Source organism: Paraburkholderia sp. XV, assembly GCF_020177535.1.
GTDB lineage: Bacteria > Pseudomonadota > Gammaproteobacteria > Burkholderiales > Burkholderiaceae > Paraburkholderia > Paraburkholderia caribensis.
Genome location: NZ_JAGUUD010000074.1, coordinates 1 through 20,798 on the forward strand (window position 1 = coordinate 1; position 20,798 = coordinate 20,798).

The following is a 20,798-nucleotide window of genomic DNA, read 5'->3' on the forward strand; positions in this document are numbered from 1 at the left end:
GCGCCGTGCGCGAGCGATGGCCGAACGAGCGCAGATCGTTCACGCCATACCAGCGGTGGCTGCGCAGTTCGTCGGGGGACTTGCGTTTTTTCGTGTGATCGTTCGACACTTCGACTCCTACGGGCGCTGCTCCTTCACCCGCGACACGATCTGCGTCGGGCTGACGAACTGCAGCGCAATCAATACCCAGATCAGCGTGATCGCCATGTAGATCATCGCCATCGCGTCGATCGACTGCGGCGCGCGCACGCCTGTTGAAAATACAGCGTAGTACAACGCGACGACCAGCGTTTGCGTCGCCGGCCCCGCCGTAAAGAACGTCAGCTCGAACATGCCGATGGTACGCACCAGCACCAGCAAACCAGCGGCAAGCATGCCGGGCACCAGCAAGGGCAGCAGGATATAGCGGAAGTAGCGGAACGTGTTCGCGCCGAAGATCCGTGCCGCCGACTCCAGATTCGGATCGATCTGCTCGATGAACGGCGTCATCACGAGAATGACGAACGGCAGCGCGGGCACCAGGTTCGCGAGTATCACGCCGGACAGCGTCCCCGCCAGCCCGATCTTGTACATCACGGTCGCCATCGGAATGCCGTATGTGACAGGCGGCACCATCAACGGCAGGAGAAACACGAGCATCGCGAAACGCTTGCCGCGAAACTGCACGCGCGCGAGCGCATAGGCGGCGGGCACGCCGAGCAGAATGGACAGCAGCACCACCGCGCCGACCACTTCGACCGTTACCCACAGCACTGCCGCAAGCTGGAAGTCGCTCCACGCCTGCGCATACCAGTGCAGCGTGAAGCCCTGCGGCAGCAGCGTGCCGAACCAGCGTGTCGCGATTGAATTGACCGCCACGGTGGCGATCAGCAGCACGATGTTCAGCAGGAAGAAAATCATCGCGCCCCAGACGAGCGCCTTGTATACGCGGTCACGCAAACTGACATGCGGTTTCATCGATTTCACCGTCTGCCCTTGCGGCGCAGCGGGCCACGGATGCGCGACTTGACGATCGGTTGCCATCAGCCCTTACCTCCCGTCGCCGGTCCACTGTAGAAGAAGCGGCGCGCGCCGAGCATCGCGGCGACGATCACCAGCTGCACGAAACCCATCACGATCGCAATTGCGGACGCAAGCGAATAGTCGTAGCTCTCGAACGCGGCCTCTGCGGCGGCAATCGACATCACGCGCGTCGGCCCCGCAGGCGCGCCGAGCAGCACAGCCGATGGAAACACCGAAAACGCCTGCACGAACGACAGGCACGCCGCCATCGTCAGCCCCGGCACGAGCAGCGGCAGATAGATCTGCCGGAACTGCTGCCATGGGTTGGCGCCAAGCGTCGCAGCGGCGCTCGCGAGCGTCGGATCGATACCCGTCACATACGACAGCGTCAAAAGAAACGCGAACGGAAAACCCGACACGACCAGCGAGATCAGCACGCCCCAGAAGTTGTGCGTGAGGCGCACTTCGTCGGTATAGAGGTGCAGCCCTTGCAGCGCTTGCGGAAACCAGCCGTTCGGGCCGAAGTAAGTGAGCATGCCGTCCGCGATCAGCACGGTGCCGAGCGTGATGGGAATCACCAGCAGCGTCGTCACGAACTTCTGATACGGCGACGGGCGGCGCAGCGCGAACGCGACAGGCACCGATATGCCGACGTTGATCAACGTGGCAGGCACCGCGAGCTTCAGCGTGACGATGATGGTCGGCCACATCGACGTGTCGCTGAAGAACTTCGCGTAGTTCGCCCACATGCCGCCGCCTTCCATCGGACTGAAGGACAGCGCGAGGCCGTAGACGAACGGGTAGACGAACAGCGCGAGGATAAACAGCAAGGCGGGCGACACGAGCCACGCCTTGCCATCGCGCTGCGCGACGGGTGTCGCGGCGGCGGCGGGCGTCAGCGTGCTCATGACGGCTCTCCGTCGTACACCAGCGTGCGCGACGGAGGCACACGCAGCGTGACGCGCTCGCCTTCAGCGAATTCGCCCGCGACGCGCGCCCACAATTCGCCGAACGCGCTGTTCACACGAATCAGCGAATCGCGCCCGCCGTATTCGACCGTCGTGACCTGCGCGTCGAACGCATTTTCGGAGCCGGGGGCGGCGCGCTCCATGTCCTCGGGACGCATCGCGACGGCAACACGCTTGCTGTTGAAGCCGTCCATCGCCGTGCCGATCAGCCGCACACCGTTCGCTTCGACGGCGACGCCTTCGCCCTGCGTGCCTTCTAGTGTGAACGGCAACACATTGCGATAGCCCATGAAACGCGCGACATGCAGATTCTTCGGCCGCCCGTAGACTTCCTTCGGCGTGCCGACCTGCTGCACAACGCCCTCTTTCATCACGACGATGCGGTCGGCCATCGACAGCGCTTCGTCCTGGTCGTGCGTCACGTAGATGGTCGCGCGATCCAGCTGGCTATGAATGCGGCGGATCTCCGCGCGCATTTCGATGCGCAGTTTCGTGTCGAGATTCGACAACGGCTCGTCCATCAGAATGAGCGGCGGCTCGATCACAATGGCCCGCGCAATCGCGACACGCTGCTGCTGACCGCCCGACAACTGCCCCGGCAACTTCTTCTCATGCCCGACCAGCTGCACGAGTTGCAGTGCTTCTCGCGCGCGCTTCACCGTTTCCGCCTTCGCGATGCCGCGCATCTTCAGGCCGAAGCCGACGTTGTCCAGCACCGACATATGCGGAAACAGCGCGTAGTTCTGAAACACCATGCCGAAGCCGCGCTTCTCGGGCGGCAGCACGTCGATGCGTTTGTCGTCGAGCCAGATGCCGCCGCCCGACAGCGGCTGCAAGCCCGCGATACAGTTGAGCGCCGTCGACTTGCCGCAGCCCGAAGGCCCGAGCAACGCGATGAATTCACCGCGACGGATATTCAGATCGAGACCCTGCAGCGCCGAAACCGCTTGCCCTTCGGCATTCACGAAACTCCGGCTGACGGACTCGAGGCGCAACTGTTCAAAGTGATGCTTCATGATCGCTTCCCTACGATGTTGCGTGACACGCCAGAAGCGCGCCCAACGGCACGACTCCCCATGGACGCGTCATCACGATCGGCGATGCCGCGCAAGGCGTCATGCACGCCCTGCGCGGCATTCGCTGCTCCGCTTTGCGCGGTGATGGGTACGCGTTGGTTTGAACTTACTTGGTCTTTTGTGCGCCCACTTCGCGGTCCCACTTCTGGAACGCTGCGACCATCGCTGCCGCGCTCAGCGGCTGAACGTGCGGACGGTCGGCCAGCAGTTTCGCGTACTCCGGACGGCCGAACTTCTTCAGCACGTCCTGGCTGTGCTCGGGCGCTTGCGCTTCCGTCAAGCCCTTGATGGCCGGACCAGGATAGAAATAGCCGTCGTCATACGTCAAGGCTTGCTGCGCGGGCTCCAGCATGAAGTTCATGAGCTTGTAGAGCACGTCGAGCTTCTCTTTCGGCACGCCTTTGGGAATCACCATGAAGTGCGCGTCGTTGACCCATGTCATGTTGTCGAACGCCTGCACCTTGAATTCGGCCGGCACGATGCCGAGCGCGCGCGGGTTGATGTCCCAGCCCGTCACCGTGACAGTCATGTCGCGCGTGCCTTCGCCCAGTTCTTTCATCACCGCCGACGTGCCGCCCGGGTAGTAAGGAATGCAGTCGTTCAACTGCTTGAGAAACGCCCAGGTCTTATCCCAGCCGTTGACGGGGTCTTTCGGATCTTTGTCGCCCAGCACGTACGGCAGACCCATCAGGAACGTGCGGCCCGGACCGGAATTGGCCGGACGCGCGTAGATCAGCTTGTTCGGATGCGCCTTGCACCATTGCAGGAGTTGATCCGGCGTCTTCGGCGGGTCGCTGACTTTGGCCGGGTTGTATTCGATCAGCGGGCCCGCCGGCATATAGGCGACTTCGAGACCGAAGCCCTGCGCGAGATCCTGCATCTTGCGCGGACCGGGCGCGTACTTGTCGAGCACGCCGGGAAATGCCGCATTGTTCTCCGGCAGCAGCTTGACCCACAGGTTCTGCTCGATACCGGCGGCAAGCGCGTCGGTGCCCGTCAGGACGAGATCGATGTCGGAGCGGCCGGCCGCCTGCATCGCCTTGATCTTGCCGGGCAACTGCGGCGCGGGCGCGTTCGTATAGGTGATGTTGGAAACGAGATTGGGGTACTTGGCCTTGAAGGCTTCAAAGCCCTTTTGCGTCAGCTGGAGATCGCCCGCGACGTCGACGATGTTGATCGTGACGGCGTCCGCCGCTCGCGCCGATTGCGTGAACCCTCCCACTGCTGCGCCGACGGCTACGCACAGTGCGGCCACCTTCAGTGGCAACTTCGCTGACACCTTGCCAGAAAAAGCCATTTCGTCTCCTCGCCTCTTTATATGGAACGTCCGCCGACGGGATGCGCGGCGCTGACGTGTTACGGGCTGCTAGTGGGTGAAACATAACGAACGGGCACGCATGATGTCAAGCAAATTTTAGCCTGACACGTTCATCGCGCGATGACCTTTCAAATTCTTCAAGTCCTTTTATGGTAAGGATTTCAGCGAGTTTTTCCGATTCGTCCGGTCGGCATAGGGAGAACGCCAAGAGGCGACTTGTTAGGCAACTTCAGCCGCCGCGCAAGCCTTGCGTATTCACATACAGCGAATACAGACCGTGACTCGCGGCCATGAACAGGCGGTTGCGATGCCTGCCGCCAAAGCACACGTTCGCGCAGCGCTCCGGCAACGCAATATGCCCGAGCGCTTCGCCTTGTGGCGAAAACACGCGCACGCCGTCGAGTTCGTCGGTGCCCATGCCCCAGCCGCACCACAGGTTGCCGTGAATATCGATTCGAAAACCGTCCGGCGTGCCTTGCTGCGCGTCGATCAGCACGCGGTTGTTGGCAAGCGTCCGCCCTTCGCCGACCACATCGAACGCGCGGATCGTGCGCGGCGTGGAACGCGACTCGACGATATACAGCACGGACTCATCCGGCGAAAACGCGAGGCCGTTCGGGCCGATCACTTCGTCGCAGACCATCGTCACTTCGCCCGTCTGCCCATCCACGCGATACACATTTTGCGGCAGCTCCGGTTCCTGCTTCTCGCCTTCATAGAAGCTGTCGATGCCGAACGATGGATCGGTAAACCAGACCGAGCCGTCCGACTTCACGACGACGTCGTTCGGCGAATTGAAGCGCTTGCCCTGATACCGGTCGGCGATTACGGTGATCGACCCGTCGTATTCGGTGCGTGTGACGCGTCGCGTCAGATGCTCGCAGGTGACGAGCCGCCCTTCGCGGTCGCGCGTATTGCCGTTCGCGTTGTTCGATGGCCGGCGAAACGGCGTCACAGCGCCCGTCTCCTCGTCCCAGCGCAGGATGCGGTCGTTAGGAATGTCGCTCCACAACACGTAGCGGCCATCGCCGAACCACACGGGTCCCTCGGACCAGCGCGCGCCCTGATAAAGACATTCGACGGAAGCCGAGGCGAGGCGTAATGCATCGAAGCGAGGGTCGAAACTGCGAATGGAGGGATCGGGATAGCGGCGCTGGTTCGGGTGGCTGATTTCGGTCATGGCGCTGTCAGAGCAACGCCGGGCGTCGAATCATTCGATCGACGCCCGGCGTTCGTGGTGGTTACTGGTTATTGGTAACGATGCCGCTTGAAACTCTGTCGCGGTTCAACTCAAGCCTGCGCCGGCTTGCCGTCGCGCAGACGCCAGAGCTTCAGCGGATTGTCGTCCTGCAGCGATTGCGGCAGCAAGTCAGCGGGCAGGTCCTGGTAGCAGACAGGACGCAGGAAGCGCTCGATCGCCATCGCGCCGACCGAGGTCGCGCGCGGATCGGACGTGGCCGGGAACGGGCCGCCATGCACCATCGCGTATGACACTTCGACGCCCGTAGGGAAGCCGTTCGCCAGAATGCGCCCGGCCTTGCGCTCCAGCGTGGGCAACAGGCGCCGCGCGATGTCATGGTCTTCGGGCTCGATCTGCAGCGTTGCCGTGAGCTGGCCTTCGAGATATTCGGCCACCTTCACCATTTCTTCGATGTCGGCGCACGTGACGATCAGCGAAGTCGGCCCAAAGATCTCGTCTTCGAGTTCCGCGGATGTCAGGAACTGCATCGCCGAAGTCTGGAACAGCGCGGGCAGCGCGGCGCAGGTCGCATCCGAGGACGTGCCGCGCGCAATGCTCTGCACGCCGCGTTGCTCGGTGCGATGCGTAATGCCGCCCTGATACGCGCTGGCGATGCCCGGCGTGAGCATCGTCTGCGCGCTCTTTTGCGCGAGCGCCTTTGCAGCAGCGTCGATAAAGATCTGCTTGTTCGGTCCGTCCAGAAGCAGCACGAGACCAGGATTCGTGCAGAACTGTCCGACGCCGAGCGTGACCGATTCGATAAAGCCTGCGGCAATCTGCTCTGCGCGCTTTGCAAGCGCGCCGGGCAGCACGAAGAACGGGTTGATGCTGCTCATTTCGGCAAACACGGGAATCGGCTCGCGGCGTTTCTGCGCGAGATTCACGAGCGCAAGGCCGCCGGCGCGCGAACCCGTGAAGCCGACCGACTTGATTGCCGGATGCTGGACCAGCGCTTCGCCGATTTCATTACCCGCGCCGACCACCAGCGAGAACACGCCTTCGTGCAGGCCGCAATCGGCGACTGCTTTCTGAAGGGCGCGGCCAACCAGTTCAGACGTTCCGAGGTGCGCCGGGTGCGCCTTCACGACAACCGGACAACCCGCCGCAAGCGCGGATGCCGTATCGCCGCCCGCTACGGAAAAGGCGAGTGGAAAATTACTTGCTCCGAACACGCCGACAGGACCGACGGGAATCTTCTGCAAACGCAAGTCGGGACGTGGCAGCGGCTTGCGATCCGGCTGAGCGGAATCGAGCGTAGCGGTGAGCCAGCGGCCTTCGCGCACCAGCGATGCGAACAGCTTGAGCTGCCCGACGGTACGCGCCCGTTCGCCTTCGAGCCGCGCCTTGGGCAACGCGGATTCGGCCTGCGCGCGCTCGATCAACGTGTCGCCAAGCCCGAGGATGTTTTCGGCGATCGTCTCGAGAAAATGCGCGCGAATTTCGAGCGACGTCTGACGGTACGAGTCGAACGCGAGCGCGGCCAGCGTGCACGCGCGATCCACCTCGACTGCGCCGCCCGCACCGAACTCGGGTTCGATTTCCATGTTGCGCGCCGGGTCGAACGCGCGCAGCGTGCCTTTGGTGCCGCGCACCTCGGACCCGCCGATCAGCATGTCTCCGGTAATTTGCATGTCCTGCTCCTGTGGGTGGCTGCGCGGCAGGAACGCATGTCGCGTCGCGCGGCCGGAAATCCAAATAGTGCGACGTCAAGAATGGGCGGACGATTCCGCGAGACGGCGCTCGACGTCGAGCAAAGCCAGCGTCGCGACTTCGATCTTCGCATGATGTTCAGGCGGCGTCGAACGCAACGGCGGCAGCTGCCGCCCTCTGTCCGCGAGCTTCGACAAGGTGAGCACGCCGTGCAGCACGCGCCTCAGCGAAATGTCGTCGCGCAAGGTTTCGAGCGGTACGAGCGCAAGGAAACCGCCCACTTCTGATATCACCTTTTCCCGATCCACGCTTTTCAGTGGCCGGCTCAGGCAGTCGTCGCGCGAAGGATCGTCGCGCACGATCGCCTATTGCACAGCAACGGATGTGCCGCGATTCACGCGCCCTGCGAGCGTATCGACGTACGATCGGCGAAACGCCCATGGGCGGCTCGCGAGCGACGATCACCGGGGCAAGTTAGCATCGCCACGCCAATGTTGTCAAACAACTTTGATCGCTAGTCTACGTAATGCTGCGTGCATGGATCTGATTTCTTCATATGAATACAGGCGCGGCGTGCTGCAGCGCAGATTGGGCTTTCAAAAATGCTCGTATGACAACAGGCGGAGTATCGGACTGGTTTGAATCAAACGTTTTGTAATCTCTTCCGCTTTTCAAGATAAGAACCGTATTTAGTACCGATTCAAAGCCGTGTAAAACCCTACGGAATAAAAGTTTATTCAGATGGCCGTGAGGCACGGCAGGAGCGGATTTGCGGCATTTGCTGGAGAATTGCGTCAACTAGATTAAATGTCACCCGGCGCGACACCTGATTTCTGAACCATAAATGAAACAGGTGAGAAATTCTCTAACGTTAATTCGTATTAGCTGGCGAATATAGTGATAGATTAATGCGAAACAAGACCATGAGTAACCGCAGCATCGGCATGGCCATAGCCCCCTCCGCTGCGAACCTCGAGAGATAGCACTTTGCCGCAACATTTTATTGAACAGATGTCGCCGTTGCTGGAAGCGGAGAACGATGTCAGCTGGTTCCGCGAGGTCGCCCGGCTGGCAGAGGGCTGGGGCTTCGACCGCGTGCTGGTCGGCATTCTTCCGCGGCCGGGCATGCGGCTGGAAGACGCGTTCATCCGCAGCACGTACTCACCGTCCTGGCGGCAGTTCTACAACGACCAGGGGTTCGCGCACATCGACCCGACGGTCGCGCATTGCATGACGAAGTCGTCACCGCTGATCTGGTCGCCGGATCTGTTCGAATCGAATCCGGCGCAAGCCATGTATGAGGAGGCGCGCGCGCACGGCTTGCGCGCCGGTGTAAGCCTGCCTATCCACGGGCCGAGACAGGAATCGGGCCTGATCTGCTTCGTCAACGACCGTAATCCGACCGACGACTTCTGGCGTCATCTCGACGTCGTCCTGCCCAACCTCGTGCTGTTGCGCGATCTCGTCATCGACACGAGCCAGCCTCATCTGAATGCTCACACGCAGGCGTTAGTGCCGAAGCTCACGCCGCGGGAACAGGAATGCCTGAAATGGACCGCACGCGGTAAGTCCACTTGGGAAATTTCGCACATTCTTAATTGCTCGGAAGCAGTGGTGAATTTCCACCTTAAGAACATTCGCACGAAATTCGGTGTGAACTCACGGCGCGCGGCGGCCGTGATTGCAACGCAACTCGGCCTTATTGATCCAGGTTGATGAGCTCACGCGCTTCCGGGTTGTGGAGCACCTTTTCCGCCCTGCCCAGATCGCCGTCCGTGACCGTCTTCGTGAAGTAGAGGCCCAGCAGGATCGAGACGGGTGCCGGAATTTCAGCGCCCGATTCGAAGCGGCTGCCGCGCGACTGGGTTACGCCGAAACGCGCCCAGAATTGACGTTGGCTCTCTTTCTTTTTCTTGCGGTACGCGATGATCAGCACGCGGTCCACACCTGTCGAAGTATCCGCGCCGCGGCTCTGCACGGTCGGTTGAACGTTTGCGTGAACGCCCGCTTGCCAGTGATTCTGAAGTTCCATGATGGTTTTTCCCTGTGTTTGGCCCTCATCTCAATTTTGTAATCATCAGACGGACTGAACACCTATCCAGGTGAATAGGTGTTTTTTTTATCCGAAATGCATACGGTTTCCTGCGTACCGCGACCAACGTAAGGAGCACACCATGCATACGGCGATTCGGATTGGCACACGGCAAGAGTTCGACAACAACCACATCAACGAGATGTACCGGCTGCGCGCCCGCGTCTTCCGGGACCGCATGGGATGGGACGTTCCGACCATCGCCGGCATGGAGATCGACGGCTACGACGCGCTCGGGCCGTACTACATGCTCATCCAGGACGCCGACCGCGCGGTGCGCGGCTGCTGGCGGCTGATGCCGACGGAGGGCCCGAACATGCTGAAAGACACTTTCCCGCAGTTGCTCGACGGTCACGACGCGCCAGTCGGACGGCATATATGGGAACTGAGCCGCTTTGCTATCGAAACGGATGGCGAGCAAACGTTTGGCTTTGCAGATCTGACGATGCACGCGATCCACGAACTGGTCACTTTCGCGGACCGGATGAGTATTACGCGCTATGTGACCGTCACGACGACGGCGATCGAACGGCTGCTGCGGCGTACGGGCATCGAGGTGACGCGCTTGGGGCCGCCCGTGCGGATCGGCGTCGAACGCACGATCGCGCTCGACATCACCGTCGACGCGATTCGCGCCGCCGTCTGCAAGCCGATGCCCGTGGCGGCTTGAGTTTGAGTTCGAGCCTCAGCGGAGACTAGCTGCGCCGGAACGTGATGTGCGCGATCCGGCGCACGAGCAACGCCGCGGCCAGCGCGGCGCAGCCCGTCAGCACGACGCCGATGTGGATCGACTGCACCAGCACGTGACGGGCGGCGTCGAACAGCGCCGGTCCTTCGAGGCCGGCGCGTTTCAGCTCGATCAGCAGCGAGTCGCGCAGGTTTTCGTCGACGAGAATGCGCGGATCGGCGAGCTTCGGCCGCCACGCCGACGCGACGGTCTCGCCGAGCACGCGCAGCGACTCTTCCACGCCCGATGCATAGCGCCGGTTCACGATCGTCGCGACGATGCTGGTGCCGAGCATGCCGCCCACCATGCGCGTCGATTGCAGCAGCGCCGTCGTGATGCCGAAGCGCTCGCGGCCGGCAATCTCCTGGCCGAACACGTTCAGATTGTTGAGAATGAAACCGAGACCGATGCCGACGGCCGCCATCGACAGTTCGAGATAGAGATGCGGCGTCGCGGGCGTGGCGAGCGCGATCCCCACCGACGCAGCCACGAGCAGGCTGAAGCCGATCGTCAGGATCGCCGTCGGGCGCTTCATGTGAATCACGATGCGCGTGTTGATCATGCTGCCGAGGGCGATGCAGGCCGCAATCGGCGTCGCGAGCAGGCCGGCCTGCTGCGGCGACAGCCCGAAGCCGCCTTGCAGCAGCAGCGGCGCGAAGAAGATCAGCGAGAACATCACGAAACCCGACAGTACCGACAGCGTGAAAAGTGTCACGAGCTGCGGGTCCCTGAAGAGGTCGAGCGGCACGATCGGGTGCGTCGCGCGGCGTTCGCAGGCCAGCAGCGCTGCCGCGCCCACTACGACCAGCGCCGCGAGTATCAGGTTGCCCGTGGTCAGGCCGTCCTTCGGCACGGCCTCAATGAAGGTCTGAAGCCCGCCCAGCACCAGCGCGACGAGCGCGGCGCCCGCCCAGTCGATCCGCACGTCGCCCGTGCGCTCGCGGCGGTAGTACGGCAAATGCGCCCAGATGAAATACAACGCGAGCGCGCCGACGGGCAGATTGACGAGGAATGTAGAGCGCCAGCCGAATTGCTCGCTGAGCCAGCCGCCCAGCGACGGCCCCGCCGCCGTGCCGATTCCGTACGCGGCCGCCAGCACTACCTGCCAGCGCACGCGGGTGCGCGGGTCGGGAAAGAGGTCGGGGATCGACGCGAATGCCGTGCCGACCATCATCCCGCCGCCCACGCCCTGCAGGCCCCGCGCGAACACCAGAAACGGCATGCTGGAAGCGAGTCCGCAGAGCGCCGACGCCACCGTGAAGACGATCACGGCCGTGATCACGAAATACTTGCGGCCGAAATAGTCGCCGAGACGCCCGAACACGGGCACCGTGACCACGGATGCAAGCAAATAGGCGCTCGCAATCCACGCGTAATACTCGAAACCGTGCAGTTCGACGACGATCGACGGCAATGCCGTGCTGACCACCGTCTGATCGAGCGCGACCAGCATGTTGACGAGACCGATGCCAAGCATGGCCAGCAGTGCGTCGCGAAAAACCAGGGGACGGGAAGGATTCACTTCTTTGCGGTGCGGCGCAGTGCGCGCCGCATTTTCAGATCAGGGGAAGAGGGAACCGGGCCGCTAGCACAGCGCGACGGCCCGGCAAGCAAGGCGAAAGCGTCAGGAGCCGAACATCCGGTCGCGTGCATGCTCGAGATGCAGGCGCATCGCCTGACCGGCTGCGGCCGCGTCCTTGCTGCGGATCGCGTCGAGCACAGCCAGGTGCTCGGCCTGCACGAGCCGCTGGCGTTCGAGCGTCTTCACCAGCGACAGATTCCGCGACAGATTCATGCTGAAAACAATCTGCTCTTCGATGAACGACATCATCGTGATGAAAAACTGGTTCTTCGACGCCCGCGCAACCGCGAGGTGAAACGCGAAGTCGTCCTTCGCGCCGATGCCCTGCGTTTCGATCACGCGCTCCAGTTCATCCCATGCGTGCTGGATCGCGGCGATGTCGTCGGCTTCGGCCATTTGCGCGGCCAGTTCCGCGGCGCCCGACTCCGTCACGATGCGAAAGTCGTAGCAGCGTCGAATGTCGGAGAGCGTCTCCAGCGGCGCGAAACGGCGCACGTCGGGGTCCGGACGGCGCGCCACCGTCGTGCCCGACCCGTGCCGCGTCACGATGATGCCGTCGGCGCGCAGCCGCGCGAGCGCCTCGCGCACCGTCGGCCGCGACGTCTCGAAGCGTTCCGCAAGCGCATGCTCGGTGGGCAGGCGTTCGCCTTCCTTGTATTCGCCTTCGAGAATGCGGTTCAGGATGTCGCCGTAGATCTTGTCCGGCAGACCGGTCGATTTGCGCTCGTTCATCGTCGAGAAACGGCTTGTCAGAATAGACTGGAATTGTAAGGCAAATAACGCGCGCTACCGCCTGAAATAACGCCTCACGCCAGGCAGAAGACGTGTGGTGGCGCGCACGCCGCCAGTATGACGGACCTCGCGTCGGACGGCAAAATTTGACAAATCCTTGATTGACATCTGGGTTCGCGCTGACCAAAACGCCCCTTTTTCGTCGATGATTTATGCTGCTACCGCAATCTGGACCCATTCATACGGCTTTCACAGGCGGCTCGCGCCGGCCGAACACGGCGGCGCGACGCTCTCCACGACACGGAGGCTTCATGTACACACGCATCCTCGTTGCCGTCGACGGCAGCAACACGTCACGCCGCGCGTTCGACAGCGCCCTGAATCTGGCGAGCAAACTGGGCGCGACGCTGCGCGCGTTCTATGCGGTCGAAAACACGCCGATGTACTTCGACGCGCCCGGCTACGATCCGTCCATCCTGCGCAACCGTCTCGTCGAGCAGGGCAAGGAACTGACGGCGGAACTGTCGGCGGCGATGCGCGCGCAAGGGGTATCGGGCGATATCGCGGTGGGCGAGGCTTCGTCGCTCGACGACGTGCCGACGCTCGTGCTGCGCGCCGCCGCCGATTTCAACGCAGACCTGATCATCATGGGCACCCATGGCCGGCGCGGCGTGCAGCGGCTGATTCTGGGCAGCGTGGCCGAGCGTTGCGTGCGTCAATCGACATTGCCCGTGCTGCTGATTCCGTCCGCTGCGGGCGGCGGCGAAGCTGAGGAAGAACCCAAGGCCTGAGCGTTGCGCGCGACAGCGAAGCCTGACGCCGCTCAACAACGCGATTGCTTGCGGCGCGTCATTTTGCCGCCTGGTTGCGCGCGCATCGAGTGGGACAATCGGTTGTCACCCTGCTTGTCAACCTTTTAACGCCGGTTGGTCCCATGCTCAATCCCATCGCAGTTACCGCCGCTGTCGCCCCTGCCCGCACTGTCCGCCGCGGCCCCGCCTCCCCCGCGCAGCGCGCCGTGCGCAGCACGGCTCGCTGTTCATCGTGCGCGATGCGGCATCTGTGCATGCCGCAAGGCGTGTCCGCCAATGAAATGCCGCAGCTCGAAGCGCTGATCTGCTCGGCGCGCCCGGTGCGTCGCGGCGAGGCGCTCTATCGCGCGGGCGATTCGTTCGACAGCCTCTACGCCGTGCGCTCGGGATCGCTGAAGACGGTGATGGCGCATCGCGACGGCCGCGAACAGGTTACGGGCTTGAGGATCGCAGGTGAAGCGCTCGGCCTCGACGGCATCAGTAGCGACCAGCACGCATGCAGCGCCGTCGCGCTCGAAGACAGCTCCGTGTGCATCATTCCTTACGCGGCGCTCAAGCATCTGTGCCGCGAGATCGGCTCGATGCAGGAGCGGCTGCACAAACTGATGGGCGAGCAGATCGTGCGCGAGGCCGCGCAGATGATGGTGCTCGGTTCGCTGAGCGCCGACGAGCGTGTCGCTGCCTTCCTGCTCGATATCTCCGAGCGCAACGCCCATCGCGGTTATTCATCGGCGGAATTCAATCTGCGGATGACGCGCGAGGATATGGGCAGCTACCTCGGCATGACGCTCGAAACGGTGAGCCGCACCCTGTCAAGATTTCAAAAGCGCGGACTGATCGACGCACAAGGCCGCCTGATCCACATCGTCGATCCGGAAGGCTTGCGCCAGGTCGGCGCCTCGTCTAACGCCTGATCCGCCAGGCCCGCCGCGCGGCTTCGTCTCGCACGACGCCGGCGCGCATCCGCCTGGCACGTCTCCTGCGCCTGCGGTACAGTCCAAGATTATCCTTCTCGGCGAGAGTCGGGTCTTCGGTACCCCGCACTCGTCTCGTGCAAAGATGCTTGCTGTCCCCACGAGGAGACCCGGCGAATGAACCGCGATCCCGCACCGCACCACCCGCTGGCCGAACGTCTCATCGACGCGCGCCGCGTGACCGACGCCCTGTTCTCGGTTGTCGAACCCGAATACCTCTATGACCGGCCGATCCGCGAACGCCACCGGATCGTGTTCTACATCGGCCATCTCGAAGCCTTCGACCGTAATCTCTTCGACGAACGCCTGTGCCCGCTGCCCGCGTTCGCGCCGGAACTCGACAGGTTGTTCGCGTTCGGCATCGATCCCGTCGACGGCGGCTTTCCAACCGATCAACCTTCCGATTGGCCTTCGATCGACGTCGTGCGCGACTACGCGAACAAGGCGCGCGCGCAGATCGACAGCCGTCTGGCGACCTGCGAGTTCGGCCGCGGCGGCATGGCGACGGGCTCGCCCGAGCAACTGATGCATGTCGCCATCGAACACCGTCTGATGCACGCGGAAACGCTCGCGTACATGCTGCATCAGTTGCCGCTGGAGATGAAAGCCGCGCCGCCGGGCGCCACCTCGACCGCGCAATATGAGCGCAACGTCCAGGCGCCGCCGATGGTGCGCGTGCCAGCGGGCGAAGCCGTGCTCGGCATGAAGAAGGAAGATGGCCGCTTCGGCTGGGATAACGAGTTCGGCGAGCAGCGCGTGCAGGTCGACGCGTTCGAGATCGACCGTTACATGGTGACCAACGCGCAATTCCGCGAGTTCATCGACGCAGGCGGCTATCGCCATCGCGCTTACTGGAACGATAAGGACTGGGCGTGGAAGGAAGCCGAGGGCGTCGCGCATCCCGTCACGTGGTCGCAGCATGCTGATGGCCAGTGGACCTTGCGCACGATGTTCGAAGATATCGCGCTGCCGCCCGACTGGCCCGTCTACGTGAGCCATGCCGAAGCGAGCGCCTACGCGCGATGGGCCGGCAAGGCACTGCCCACGGAAGCACAATGGCAGCGCGCCGCGCTGGGCGCATCGAACACGGCTTCGGGCAACTGCGATTTCCGCAGCTGGGACCCGCAAGCCGTCGATGCATCGCCCGACAACGTCAGCGCGTTTGGCGTCGAAGGCCAGTTCGGCAATGGGTGGGAATGGACGTCGTCGTTATTCGACGCGCTGCCGGGCTTCGAGGCGTTTCCGTTCTATCTCGGCTACTCGGCCAATTTCTACGACGGACAGCACTACGTGCTGAAGGGCGGTTCGGCACGCACCGCGCAATGCATGATCCGGCCGACGTTCCGCAACTGGTTTCAGCCGCGGTATCAGCATGTGTATGCGGGGTTCAGGTGCGTGAGGGCGGCTTCCGACAAGTAAAGCGTCAACTGCAAGCCAGGCGGCCTCGATGCCTGGAACAGGTTTCTCACGCCATCCTTTACTGGTCGTTCACAAAAGGTGCGGACCGGGGACATGCTCGAAAATCCATATCGGATAAGAGCATGTCCGCACGTTCGCGTTACCCAACGGAATTCCCGCATTGACTGCAGAATTTCGCGCCTGCAGGAATGGCGCTGCTGCATTTCGTGCATGACACGGGCACCAACGACGTCGCGCACTAGCCGCAGAAGCGCGAGCCTTGCGCGTTGACCGCCTTGCATTGCGGGCATGCCACACCGTTTGCCGATGTCATCGGAGCAGGACCGCGCCCCCAACCTTGATCGACAGGGCCGCCGTACCCATGACCATGGCTGCTGCCGTGACCGTGTCCGCTGCCATGCCCACTCCCGTGGCCCTGGCCCTGACTGCCATGATGTCCGCCAAGCATCCTTTCCCAGAATCCCATATCGTTTGCCTCTTCAGGATAGTTACGCGATCACGACGATCTTCATTTGCGCAGCAGCCGCAGCCCATTGCCTACGACGAGAAGACTCGCGCCCACGTCGGCAAAGACCGCCATCCACATCGTGCCCAGACCAGCCAGAGTCAAGCCGAGAAAGATTGCCTTGATCCCCAGGGCAACCGTGATGTTCTGAACGAGAATCGTGCGGGTCGCGCGCGACAGACGGATGAACACCGGAATCTTCCGCAGGTCGTCGTCCATCAGCGCCACGTCTGCGGTTTCGATTGCCGTATCGGTACCCATGGCACCCATCGCAAAACCGATGTCCGCACGTGCCAGCGCAGGTGCGTCGTTAATGCCATCGCCGACCATTCCCACGACCGCACCATCCGCCGATAGCGCTTCGATCACCCGCAGCTTGTCTTCTGGCAACTGGTCGCCTTCGGCACGATCGATACCGACCTGCTTCGCGATCGCGTCCGCCGTGTGCGGATTGTCACCCGTCAACATCGCAGTGCGAACGCCCAATCCGTGCAGCGCCGCGATCGCCGCCCTGCTGCTGTCCTTGACCGTATCCGCGACGGCAAAGAGCGCAAGGACCCGATTGGCATCGACCAGCATCACGACGGTCTTGCCCTGCCGCTCCAGCACGTCGAGACGGGCTTCCAGGTCGGGCGAACAGCGGCCCAGTTCCTCGATCAGCCGGTGGTTGCCGAGCGAATACTGCACACCGTCGATGACCCCGCGCACGCCGCGCCCCGGAATCGCCGCGAAGTCCTCGACCGCCAGTTGCACCAGGCTTCGAGCGTCGGGCGTCCGGGCAATTGCCTGCGATACCGGATGGTCCGAGCGCCCTGCAAGGCTGACGGCCAGCGTGCGGCAACGTTGGGAATCGACTTCGGCACGTAGTTCGAAATCGGTCTGGACGGGCTTTCCGTGCGTGATGGTGCCCGTCTTGTCGAGAGCCAGCCACGTGAGCTTCCGGCCCTGTTCGAGGTAGGTGCCGCCCTTGATCAGAATCCCATGCCGTGCAGCGGCGGCAAGACCACTGACGATCGAAACGGGTGTCGAAATGACAAGCGCACACGGGCAGGCAATGACGAGCAGCACGAGCGCCTTATAGATCCACTCCTGCCAGCCGCCGCCCATCACGAGCGGTGGCACCACGGCAATGGCGAGCGCGATCGCGAAAACAACAGGTGTGTAGACTCGCGCAAACTGGTCAACGAAGCGTTGCGTGGGCGCCTTGGCACCCTGTGCCTCCTCCACCGCATGAATGATCCGCGCAAGGGTCGTGTTACTTGCAGTTGCCGTGACGCGATACTCAAACGAACCCGAGTCGTTGATCGTTCCGGCGAATACCGGATCGCCTTCCGCTTTTTCGACGGGCAGGCTTTCTCCCGTGATCGGCGCCTGGTTGATGGTTGAGCGACCGGACACGATTTCCCCGTCGAGTCCGATTCGTTCACCCGGTCGCACGCGCACCGTCGCGCCGACAGCTACGGCTTGCGCATCCACTTCGACCCACGACCCGTCGGCCTGTTGTACCGTCGCCTTATCCGGGGCGAGTCGCATCAGGCCCTGGATCGCGTTGCGCGCACGGTCGAGAGATTTCGCCTCGATCAGTTCGGCGATCGTGAACAGGACCATCACCATCGCGGCTTCTGGCCACTGGCGCAGAATCAATGCGCCCGTCACCGCGATGCTCATCAGCGCGTTGATGTTCAGGTTACCGTTACGGATGGCGACCCAGCCCTTGCGGTACGTCGTCAATCCACACGCGACAACCGCCAGGATGGCGAGTGCGGCCGTCACCCATTGCGGCTGTCCGAGCCAGCTGGCCGCTTCGGACGCAATCGCCGCAATGGCGGACAACGCGAGCGGCCACCACGGCTTCTGGGGGACTTCCGGGACGGGCTGCGCCTTCGCGCCGGACTCGGTCACCTCGGGCGTGAAACCCAATGAGCGGACTGCGGCGAGCACAGCATCGAGCGCATCTGGAGCATGGACCACCGTCAACACCCGCTGCATCAGGTTGAATTCCATGCTCGTGACCGACTTCATGCCTGCCAGCTTCTTGCGGATCAGTGCTTCCTCCGTCGGACAATCCATCTGCAGGATGCGGATTGGCGTGCGAACCCCGTCCGCGACCACCGTCGATGCCTCCATCATCTCGAACCTCGCCGCGGCCGGCGTGCAGCAACCGTCGCCATGGGCGTGATTGCGGTCGTCGGCATGGTCGTGGTCATGATCGTCATGCGCGTGGCCGTGATCTCGCGGGTGATCGTGCGCAAGTCCCGGCGCATCGTGCGATTTGGAGCGAGACAGACTGGAAGCGGACATGGTGGATTCCTTGCTTGATTTATGGTGCAGTAAACACCTTGGAGCCACTCCAAGGTCAAGCGTTTGAAAGGAATCTCGATGAAAATCAGCGAACTCGCCCGGCTAGCGGGCTGCACGACCGATACGGTGCGGTTTTACGAGAAGGAGCGTCTTCTTCCGCTCCCCGCGCGGACAGATGCTAATTACCGCAGCTATGACGACTCGCACGTTCAGCGGCTACGATTCATCCGCAACTGTCGGGCGCTCGATATGAGTCACGAGGAGATCCGCAAACTTCTAGAGGCTGGGGACTCGCCAGAAGCGGACTGTACGGCTGTGAATGACCTTATCGACGAACATATCGAACACGTCGTCCGCCGTATCGAAGAACTTGGCGTTCTGAAAAGTCAGTTGTTGGCCCTGCGTGGGCGTTGTCCTGCCGAAAATGCCGTCCAGGATTGCGGCATCATGCAAGAGCTCGGCACGATGGACGTCGTCAGCGCTGCCCCGTCGCACAGTCATGTGTAACGGTTTGCAGCACGGGAAGCTTGATTGTCTGGCGGATCCGGGAAACCGCCTTGAGCATGGAATCGCCATCGCGCGTGACATGAGGACGTGGGCGTCCTGAAGCGAGGTTTTCCAGTGATATGAGCTGGCGCTGCAGCAGCGTGTCGATCTCAGCGCGGCCAAGTTCGATCTGATCCGGCGCGTCCTTGGTGAGCATCAAGGTGGCGAATTCATGCGTTGAGTCTGTTCGCGCAGCGCGCTTTGCTTACCCTCTCCAACGGTCGCTGCCCCGCTGACAATAAAACGACGTCGGCTCGCCGACATGCAGCAAGCCGACTGCCCGTTCAACTACGCATGGTTAGTGGTTCATCTGCTCGATGCCCGCCACTCGCCACGCCTGGTCGCCCTGTGCGTTCCTGACGATGTTCCAGATCTCCTGGAACGGCTGGGCCGTCTGCGCGTCGTCCTCCCGCATCTGACCGTAAAAGCGAACGCTGACCAGTGTTTCCTCCGCGTTGCTTTGCGTGCCCAGCACCTCGGCATCGAGTTGCGTGACTTCCGTCACGCTCGGCTCGCGCCCCCGGGCTTCCAGATCCATCTTCAGTTGCCTGAACATTTCCGGCGTCGTCAACTCGAACAGGTCCCCCTGCTCGTTCCTGTCCCATGCGCCTTGAAGACGCATGAACAGAGTCTTTGCCGATACCAGAAAGGCCGCCTGGTCGGGCCCGAGCGCAAGTCCCGGTGCCTGCATAGCGCCTGCAGCGCCCGCCGAACCCATCGCTGCGCGCGGCCAGCCCATGGGCGTCGCTTCAGGCCGCGCTTGCCCCATCTGGTTGAGAAATGGCGCGCCGTTCGTTTGCTGCCGGTTCGCGGCGCCATGTCCATAAGCCAGATCCGGACGACGCCGGTTGGCAATGAAGCGGAACAGCATCACGCCGGCCAAAACCACCAGCCCGATGAGCAGCGCATTCGACAGCATTTGCGCCAGTCCTTCAGCCATCCCGAACGACGACAGCAGCGCCGCAATGCCAAGGCCGGCGGCGAGGCCGGCGAGCGGGCCCATCCAGCGGTTACGCGCCGCGGCAGCAGGCGCCTGGGTCGCCTGTTGCGCGGGCTGGGCTTGCTGGCGCTGTTGCGCCGGCCCGGACGGCGACGCCGACTGCGACTGGCGCCCGATGCTTTGACCGCCGCCCACCCGCTTCGCTTCTGCATCGTTCGACGCCACGGCGCCGAGCGCCAGCAGTCCCGCCAGACCCAGCGCTGCCGTCCCGCGCGTTACCGTACCGGCAGCGCGTCGAAGGTGATTGACGAATTGCATGAACATAAAAAAACCCCTTTTTGGTAAGTCCGGGGGCTGCCCGGATCGCGCTCTTCATAGTCGCGCGAAAAACATTACGAACAGTAATATTTATTGACTCGTCAAACTCGCGGCCCTTGAGCCTGCAAGCCGTGATGGCCCACGTGAAAACCGTTGCCGTGGATGTAGTGCTCCAGTTGCCGGATCGTGTGTTCCTGCTCGGCAATCAGGTTCTTGATCAGGTCGCCGATCGACACCATGCCGATCACCTGCCCGGCCGTGATCACAGGCAGATAACGTATCCGGTGCGCGGTCATGATCGCCATGCATTCGTCGGTCGTGTGCTGCGGGCCGACATGGCGCACCTCGGTCGACATGATGTCGCGCACCGGCGTATTCCTTGACGAGCGGTCCATCAAGACGATTTTCCGAGCGTAATCGCGCTCGGTCACGATACCGGCCAGGCGTCCTTCGTTTGCGACGATCAGTGCGCCCACCCGGCGGTGCGCCATGATCGCGATCGCGTCGTAGACGGATGCGGACGCGTGGGTGGACCACACTGTCCGGGAATCTTTTGAACGAAGAAATTGCGCAACCGATGCCATAAGTCACCTCTG

Annotated in this window: 21 protein-coding genes; 6 read left to right on the top strand and 15 right to left on the bottom strand. The window is 62.7% G+C overall.

What is annotated here, in order from left to right:
* Positions 1-117: 117 nt before the first annotated feature.
* The 7 genes from KFO72_RS27965 to KFO72_RS27995 form a co-directional block, all read right to left on the bottom strand.
* Positions 118-1,023: an ABC transporter permease gene (locus KFO72_RS27965; RefSeq protein WP_054932882.1), complete on the bottom strand. Its 906-nt coding sequence runs from the start codon at positions 1,021-1,023 to the stop codon at positions 118-120.
* Positions 1,023-1,910 carry an ABC transporter permease gene (locus tag KFO72_RS27970; RefSeq protein WP_036000081.1) on the bottom strand — a complete coding sequence of 296 codons (888 nt, stop codon included), beginning with the start codon at positions 1,908-1,910 and terminating at the stop codon, positions 1,023-1,025. The genes KFO72_RS27965 and KFO72_RS27970 overlap by 1 nt, the downstream gene beginning before the upstream one ends.
* The gene (locus KFO72_RS27975) at positions 1,907-2,986 is read right to left on the bottom strand and encodes an ABC transporter ATP-binding protein (RefSeq protein WP_060606962.1); all 1,080 of its coding nucleotides are present in this window, start codon (positions 2,984-2,986) and stop codon (positions 1,907-1,909) included. The genes KFO72_RS27970 and KFO72_RS27975 overlap by 4 nt, the downstream gene beginning before the upstream one ends.
* A 166-nt stretch (positions 2,987-3,152) precedes the next feature.
* Complete coding sequence (locus KFO72_RS27980) at positions 3,153-4,343, bottom strand: extracellular solute-binding protein (protein ID WP_054932884.1); 1,191 nt, start codon at positions 4,341-4,343, stop codon at positions 3,153-3,155.
* A 250-nt stretch (positions 4,344-4,593) separates the two neighbouring features.
* Entirely contained in the window at positions 4,594-5,544 is a 951-nt protein-coding gene (locus KFO72_RS27985) for an SMP-30/gluconolactonase/LRE family protein (RefSeq protein ID WP_224099912.1), read from the bottom strand.
* Positions 5,545-5,654: 110 nt separating this feature from the next.
* Positions 5,655-7,235 carry an aldehyde dehydrogenase (NADP(+)) gene (locus tag KFO72_RS27990; RefSeq protein WP_225033487.1) on the bottom strand — a complete coding sequence of 527 codons (1,581 nt, stop codon included), beginning with the start codon at positions 7,233-7,235 and terminating at the stop codon, positions 5,655-5,657.
* Positions 7,236-7,310: 75 nt separating this feature from the next.
* Positions 7,311-7,613, bottom strand: coding sequence for a hypothetical protein (locus KFO72_RS27995; RefSeq protein ID WP_224099910.1), 303 nt, complete (start codon positions 7,611-7,613; stop codon positions 7,311-7,313).
* Positions 7,614-8,265: 652 nt separating this feature from the next.
* Here KFO72_RS27995 and KFO72_RS28000 point away from each other — a divergent pair.
* Positions 8,266-8,970, top strand: a complete 705-nt coding sequence (locus KFO72_RS28000; RefSeq protein ID WP_054932887.1) for a helix-turn-helix transcriptional regulator — start codon at positions 8,266-8,268, stop codon at positions 8,968-8,970.
* Here the strand turns inward: KFO72_RS28000 and KFO72_RS28005 are convergent.
* The gene (locus tag KFO72_RS28005; RefSeq protein WP_007586630.1) at positions 8,954-9,286 is read right to left on the bottom strand and encodes a helix-turn-helix transcriptional regulator; all 333 of its coding nucleotides are present in this window, start codon (positions 9,284-9,286) and stop codon (positions 8,954-8,956) included. The two genes, KFO72_RS28000 and KFO72_RS28005, sit on opposite strands and share 17 nt — an antisense overlap.
* 142 nt (positions 9,287-9,428) lie before the next feature.
* On the opposite strand from KFO72_RS28005, the gene KFO72_RS28010 reads away from it, so the two are divergent.
* Positions 9,429-10,016, top strand: a complete 588-nt coding sequence (locus KFO72_RS28010; RefSeq protein WP_036000067.1) for an acyl-homoserine-lactone synthase — start codon at positions 9,429-9,431, stop codon at positions 10,014-10,016.
* 25 nt (positions 10,017-10,041) lie between these two features.
* Here KFO72_RS28010 and KFO72_RS28015 read toward each other — a convergent pair whose 3' ends face one another.
* Both KFO72_RS28015 and KFO72_RS28020 read right to left on the bottom strand, forming a co-directional pair.
* Complete coding sequence (locus tag KFO72_RS28015) at positions 10,042-11,550, bottom strand: MFS transporter (protein WP_062916113.1); 1,509 nt, start codon at positions 11,548-11,550, stop codon at positions 10,042-10,044.
* 147 nt (positions 11,551-11,697) lie between these two features.
* A complete protein-coding gene (locus KFO72_RS28020; protein ID WP_036000061.1) occupies positions 11,698-12,387 on the bottom strand; it encodes a FadR/GntR family transcriptional regulator in 690 nt (229 codons plus the stop codon).
* Positions 12,388-12,698: 311 nt separating this feature from the next.
* Between KFO72_RS28020 and KFO72_RS28025 the strand changes: the two genes are divergently transcribed.
* From KFO72_RS28025 to KFO72_RS28035, 3 genes are all read left to right on the top strand, one after another.
* On the top strand, positions 12,699-13,178 hold the full coding sequence (locus KFO72_RS28025; protein WP_054932889.1) for a universal stress protein: 480 nt from the start codon (positions 12,699-12,701) through the stop codon (positions 13,176-13,178).
* A 143-nt stretch (positions 13,179-13,321) separates the two neighbouring features.
* Positions 13,322-14,113 carry a fumarate/nitrate reduction transcriptional regulator Fnr gene (gene fnr, locus KFO72_RS28030; protein WP_225033488.1) on the top strand — a complete coding sequence of 264 codons (792 nt, stop codon included), beginning with the start codon at positions 13,322-13,324 and terminating at the stop codon, positions 14,111-14,113.
* Positions 14,114-14,290: 177 nt separating this feature from the next.
* Complete coding sequence (locus KFO72_RS28035) at positions 14,291-15,592, top strand: SUMF1/EgtB/PvdO family nonheme iron enzyme (RefSeq protein WP_225033489.1); 1,302 nt, start codon at positions 14,291-14,293, stop codon at positions 15,590-15,592.
* Between the two features lie 139 nt (positions 15,593-15,731).
* Here KFO72_RS28035 and KFO72_RS42605 read toward each other — a convergent pair whose 3' ends face one another.
* Both KFO72_RS42605 and KFO72_RS28045 read right to left on the bottom strand, forming a co-directional pair.
* On the bottom strand, positions 15,732-15,815 hold the full coding sequence (locus tag KFO72_RS42605) for a zinc-ribbon domain-containing protein (RefSeq protein WP_412101803.1): 84 nt from the start codon (positions 15,813-15,815) through the stop codon (positions 15,732-15,734).
* 285 nt (positions 15,816-16,100) lie between these two features.
* On the bottom strand, positions 16,101-18,398 hold the full coding sequence (locus KFO72_RS28045; RefSeq protein ID WP_225033490.1) for a heavy metal translocating P-type ATPase: 2,298 nt from the start codon (positions 18,396-18,398) through the stop codon (positions 16,101-16,103).
* 78 nt (positions 18,399-18,476) lie between these two features.
* Between KFO72_RS28045 and cadR the strand changes: the two genes are divergently transcribed.
* Complete coding sequence (cadR, locus tag KFO72_RS28050; protein ID WP_060604110.1) at positions 18,477-18,905, top strand: Cd(II)/Pb(II)-responsive transcriptional regulator; 429 nt, start codon at positions 18,477-18,479, stop codon at positions 18,903-18,905.
* On the opposite strand, the gene KFO72_RS28055 is transcribed toward cadR, so the two are convergent.
* From KFO72_RS28055 to KFO72_RS28065, 3 genes are all read right to left on the bottom strand, one after another.
* Positions 18,874-19,104: a hypothetical protein gene (locus KFO72_RS28055; RefSeq protein ID WP_225033500.1), complete on the bottom strand. Its 231-nt coding sequence runs from the start codon at positions 19,102-19,104 to the stop codon at positions 18,874-18,876. The two genes, cadR and KFO72_RS28055, sit on opposite strands and share 32 nt — an antisense overlap.
* A gap of 138 nt (positions 19,105-19,242) precedes the next feature.
* Complete coding sequence (locus KFO72_RS28060) at positions 19,243-20,208, bottom strand: Tim44 domain-containing protein (protein WP_225033491.1); 966 nt, start codon at positions 20,206-20,208, stop codon at positions 19,243-19,245.
* A 95-nt stretch (positions 20,209-20,303) separates the two neighbouring features.
* On the bottom strand, positions 20,304-20,786 hold the full coding sequence (locus KFO72_RS28065; RefSeq protein WP_054932939.1) for a CBS domain-containing protein: 483 nt from the start codon (positions 20,784-20,786) through the stop codon (positions 20,304-20,306).
* Between the last annotated feature and the right edge of the window lie 12 nt (positions 20,787-20,798).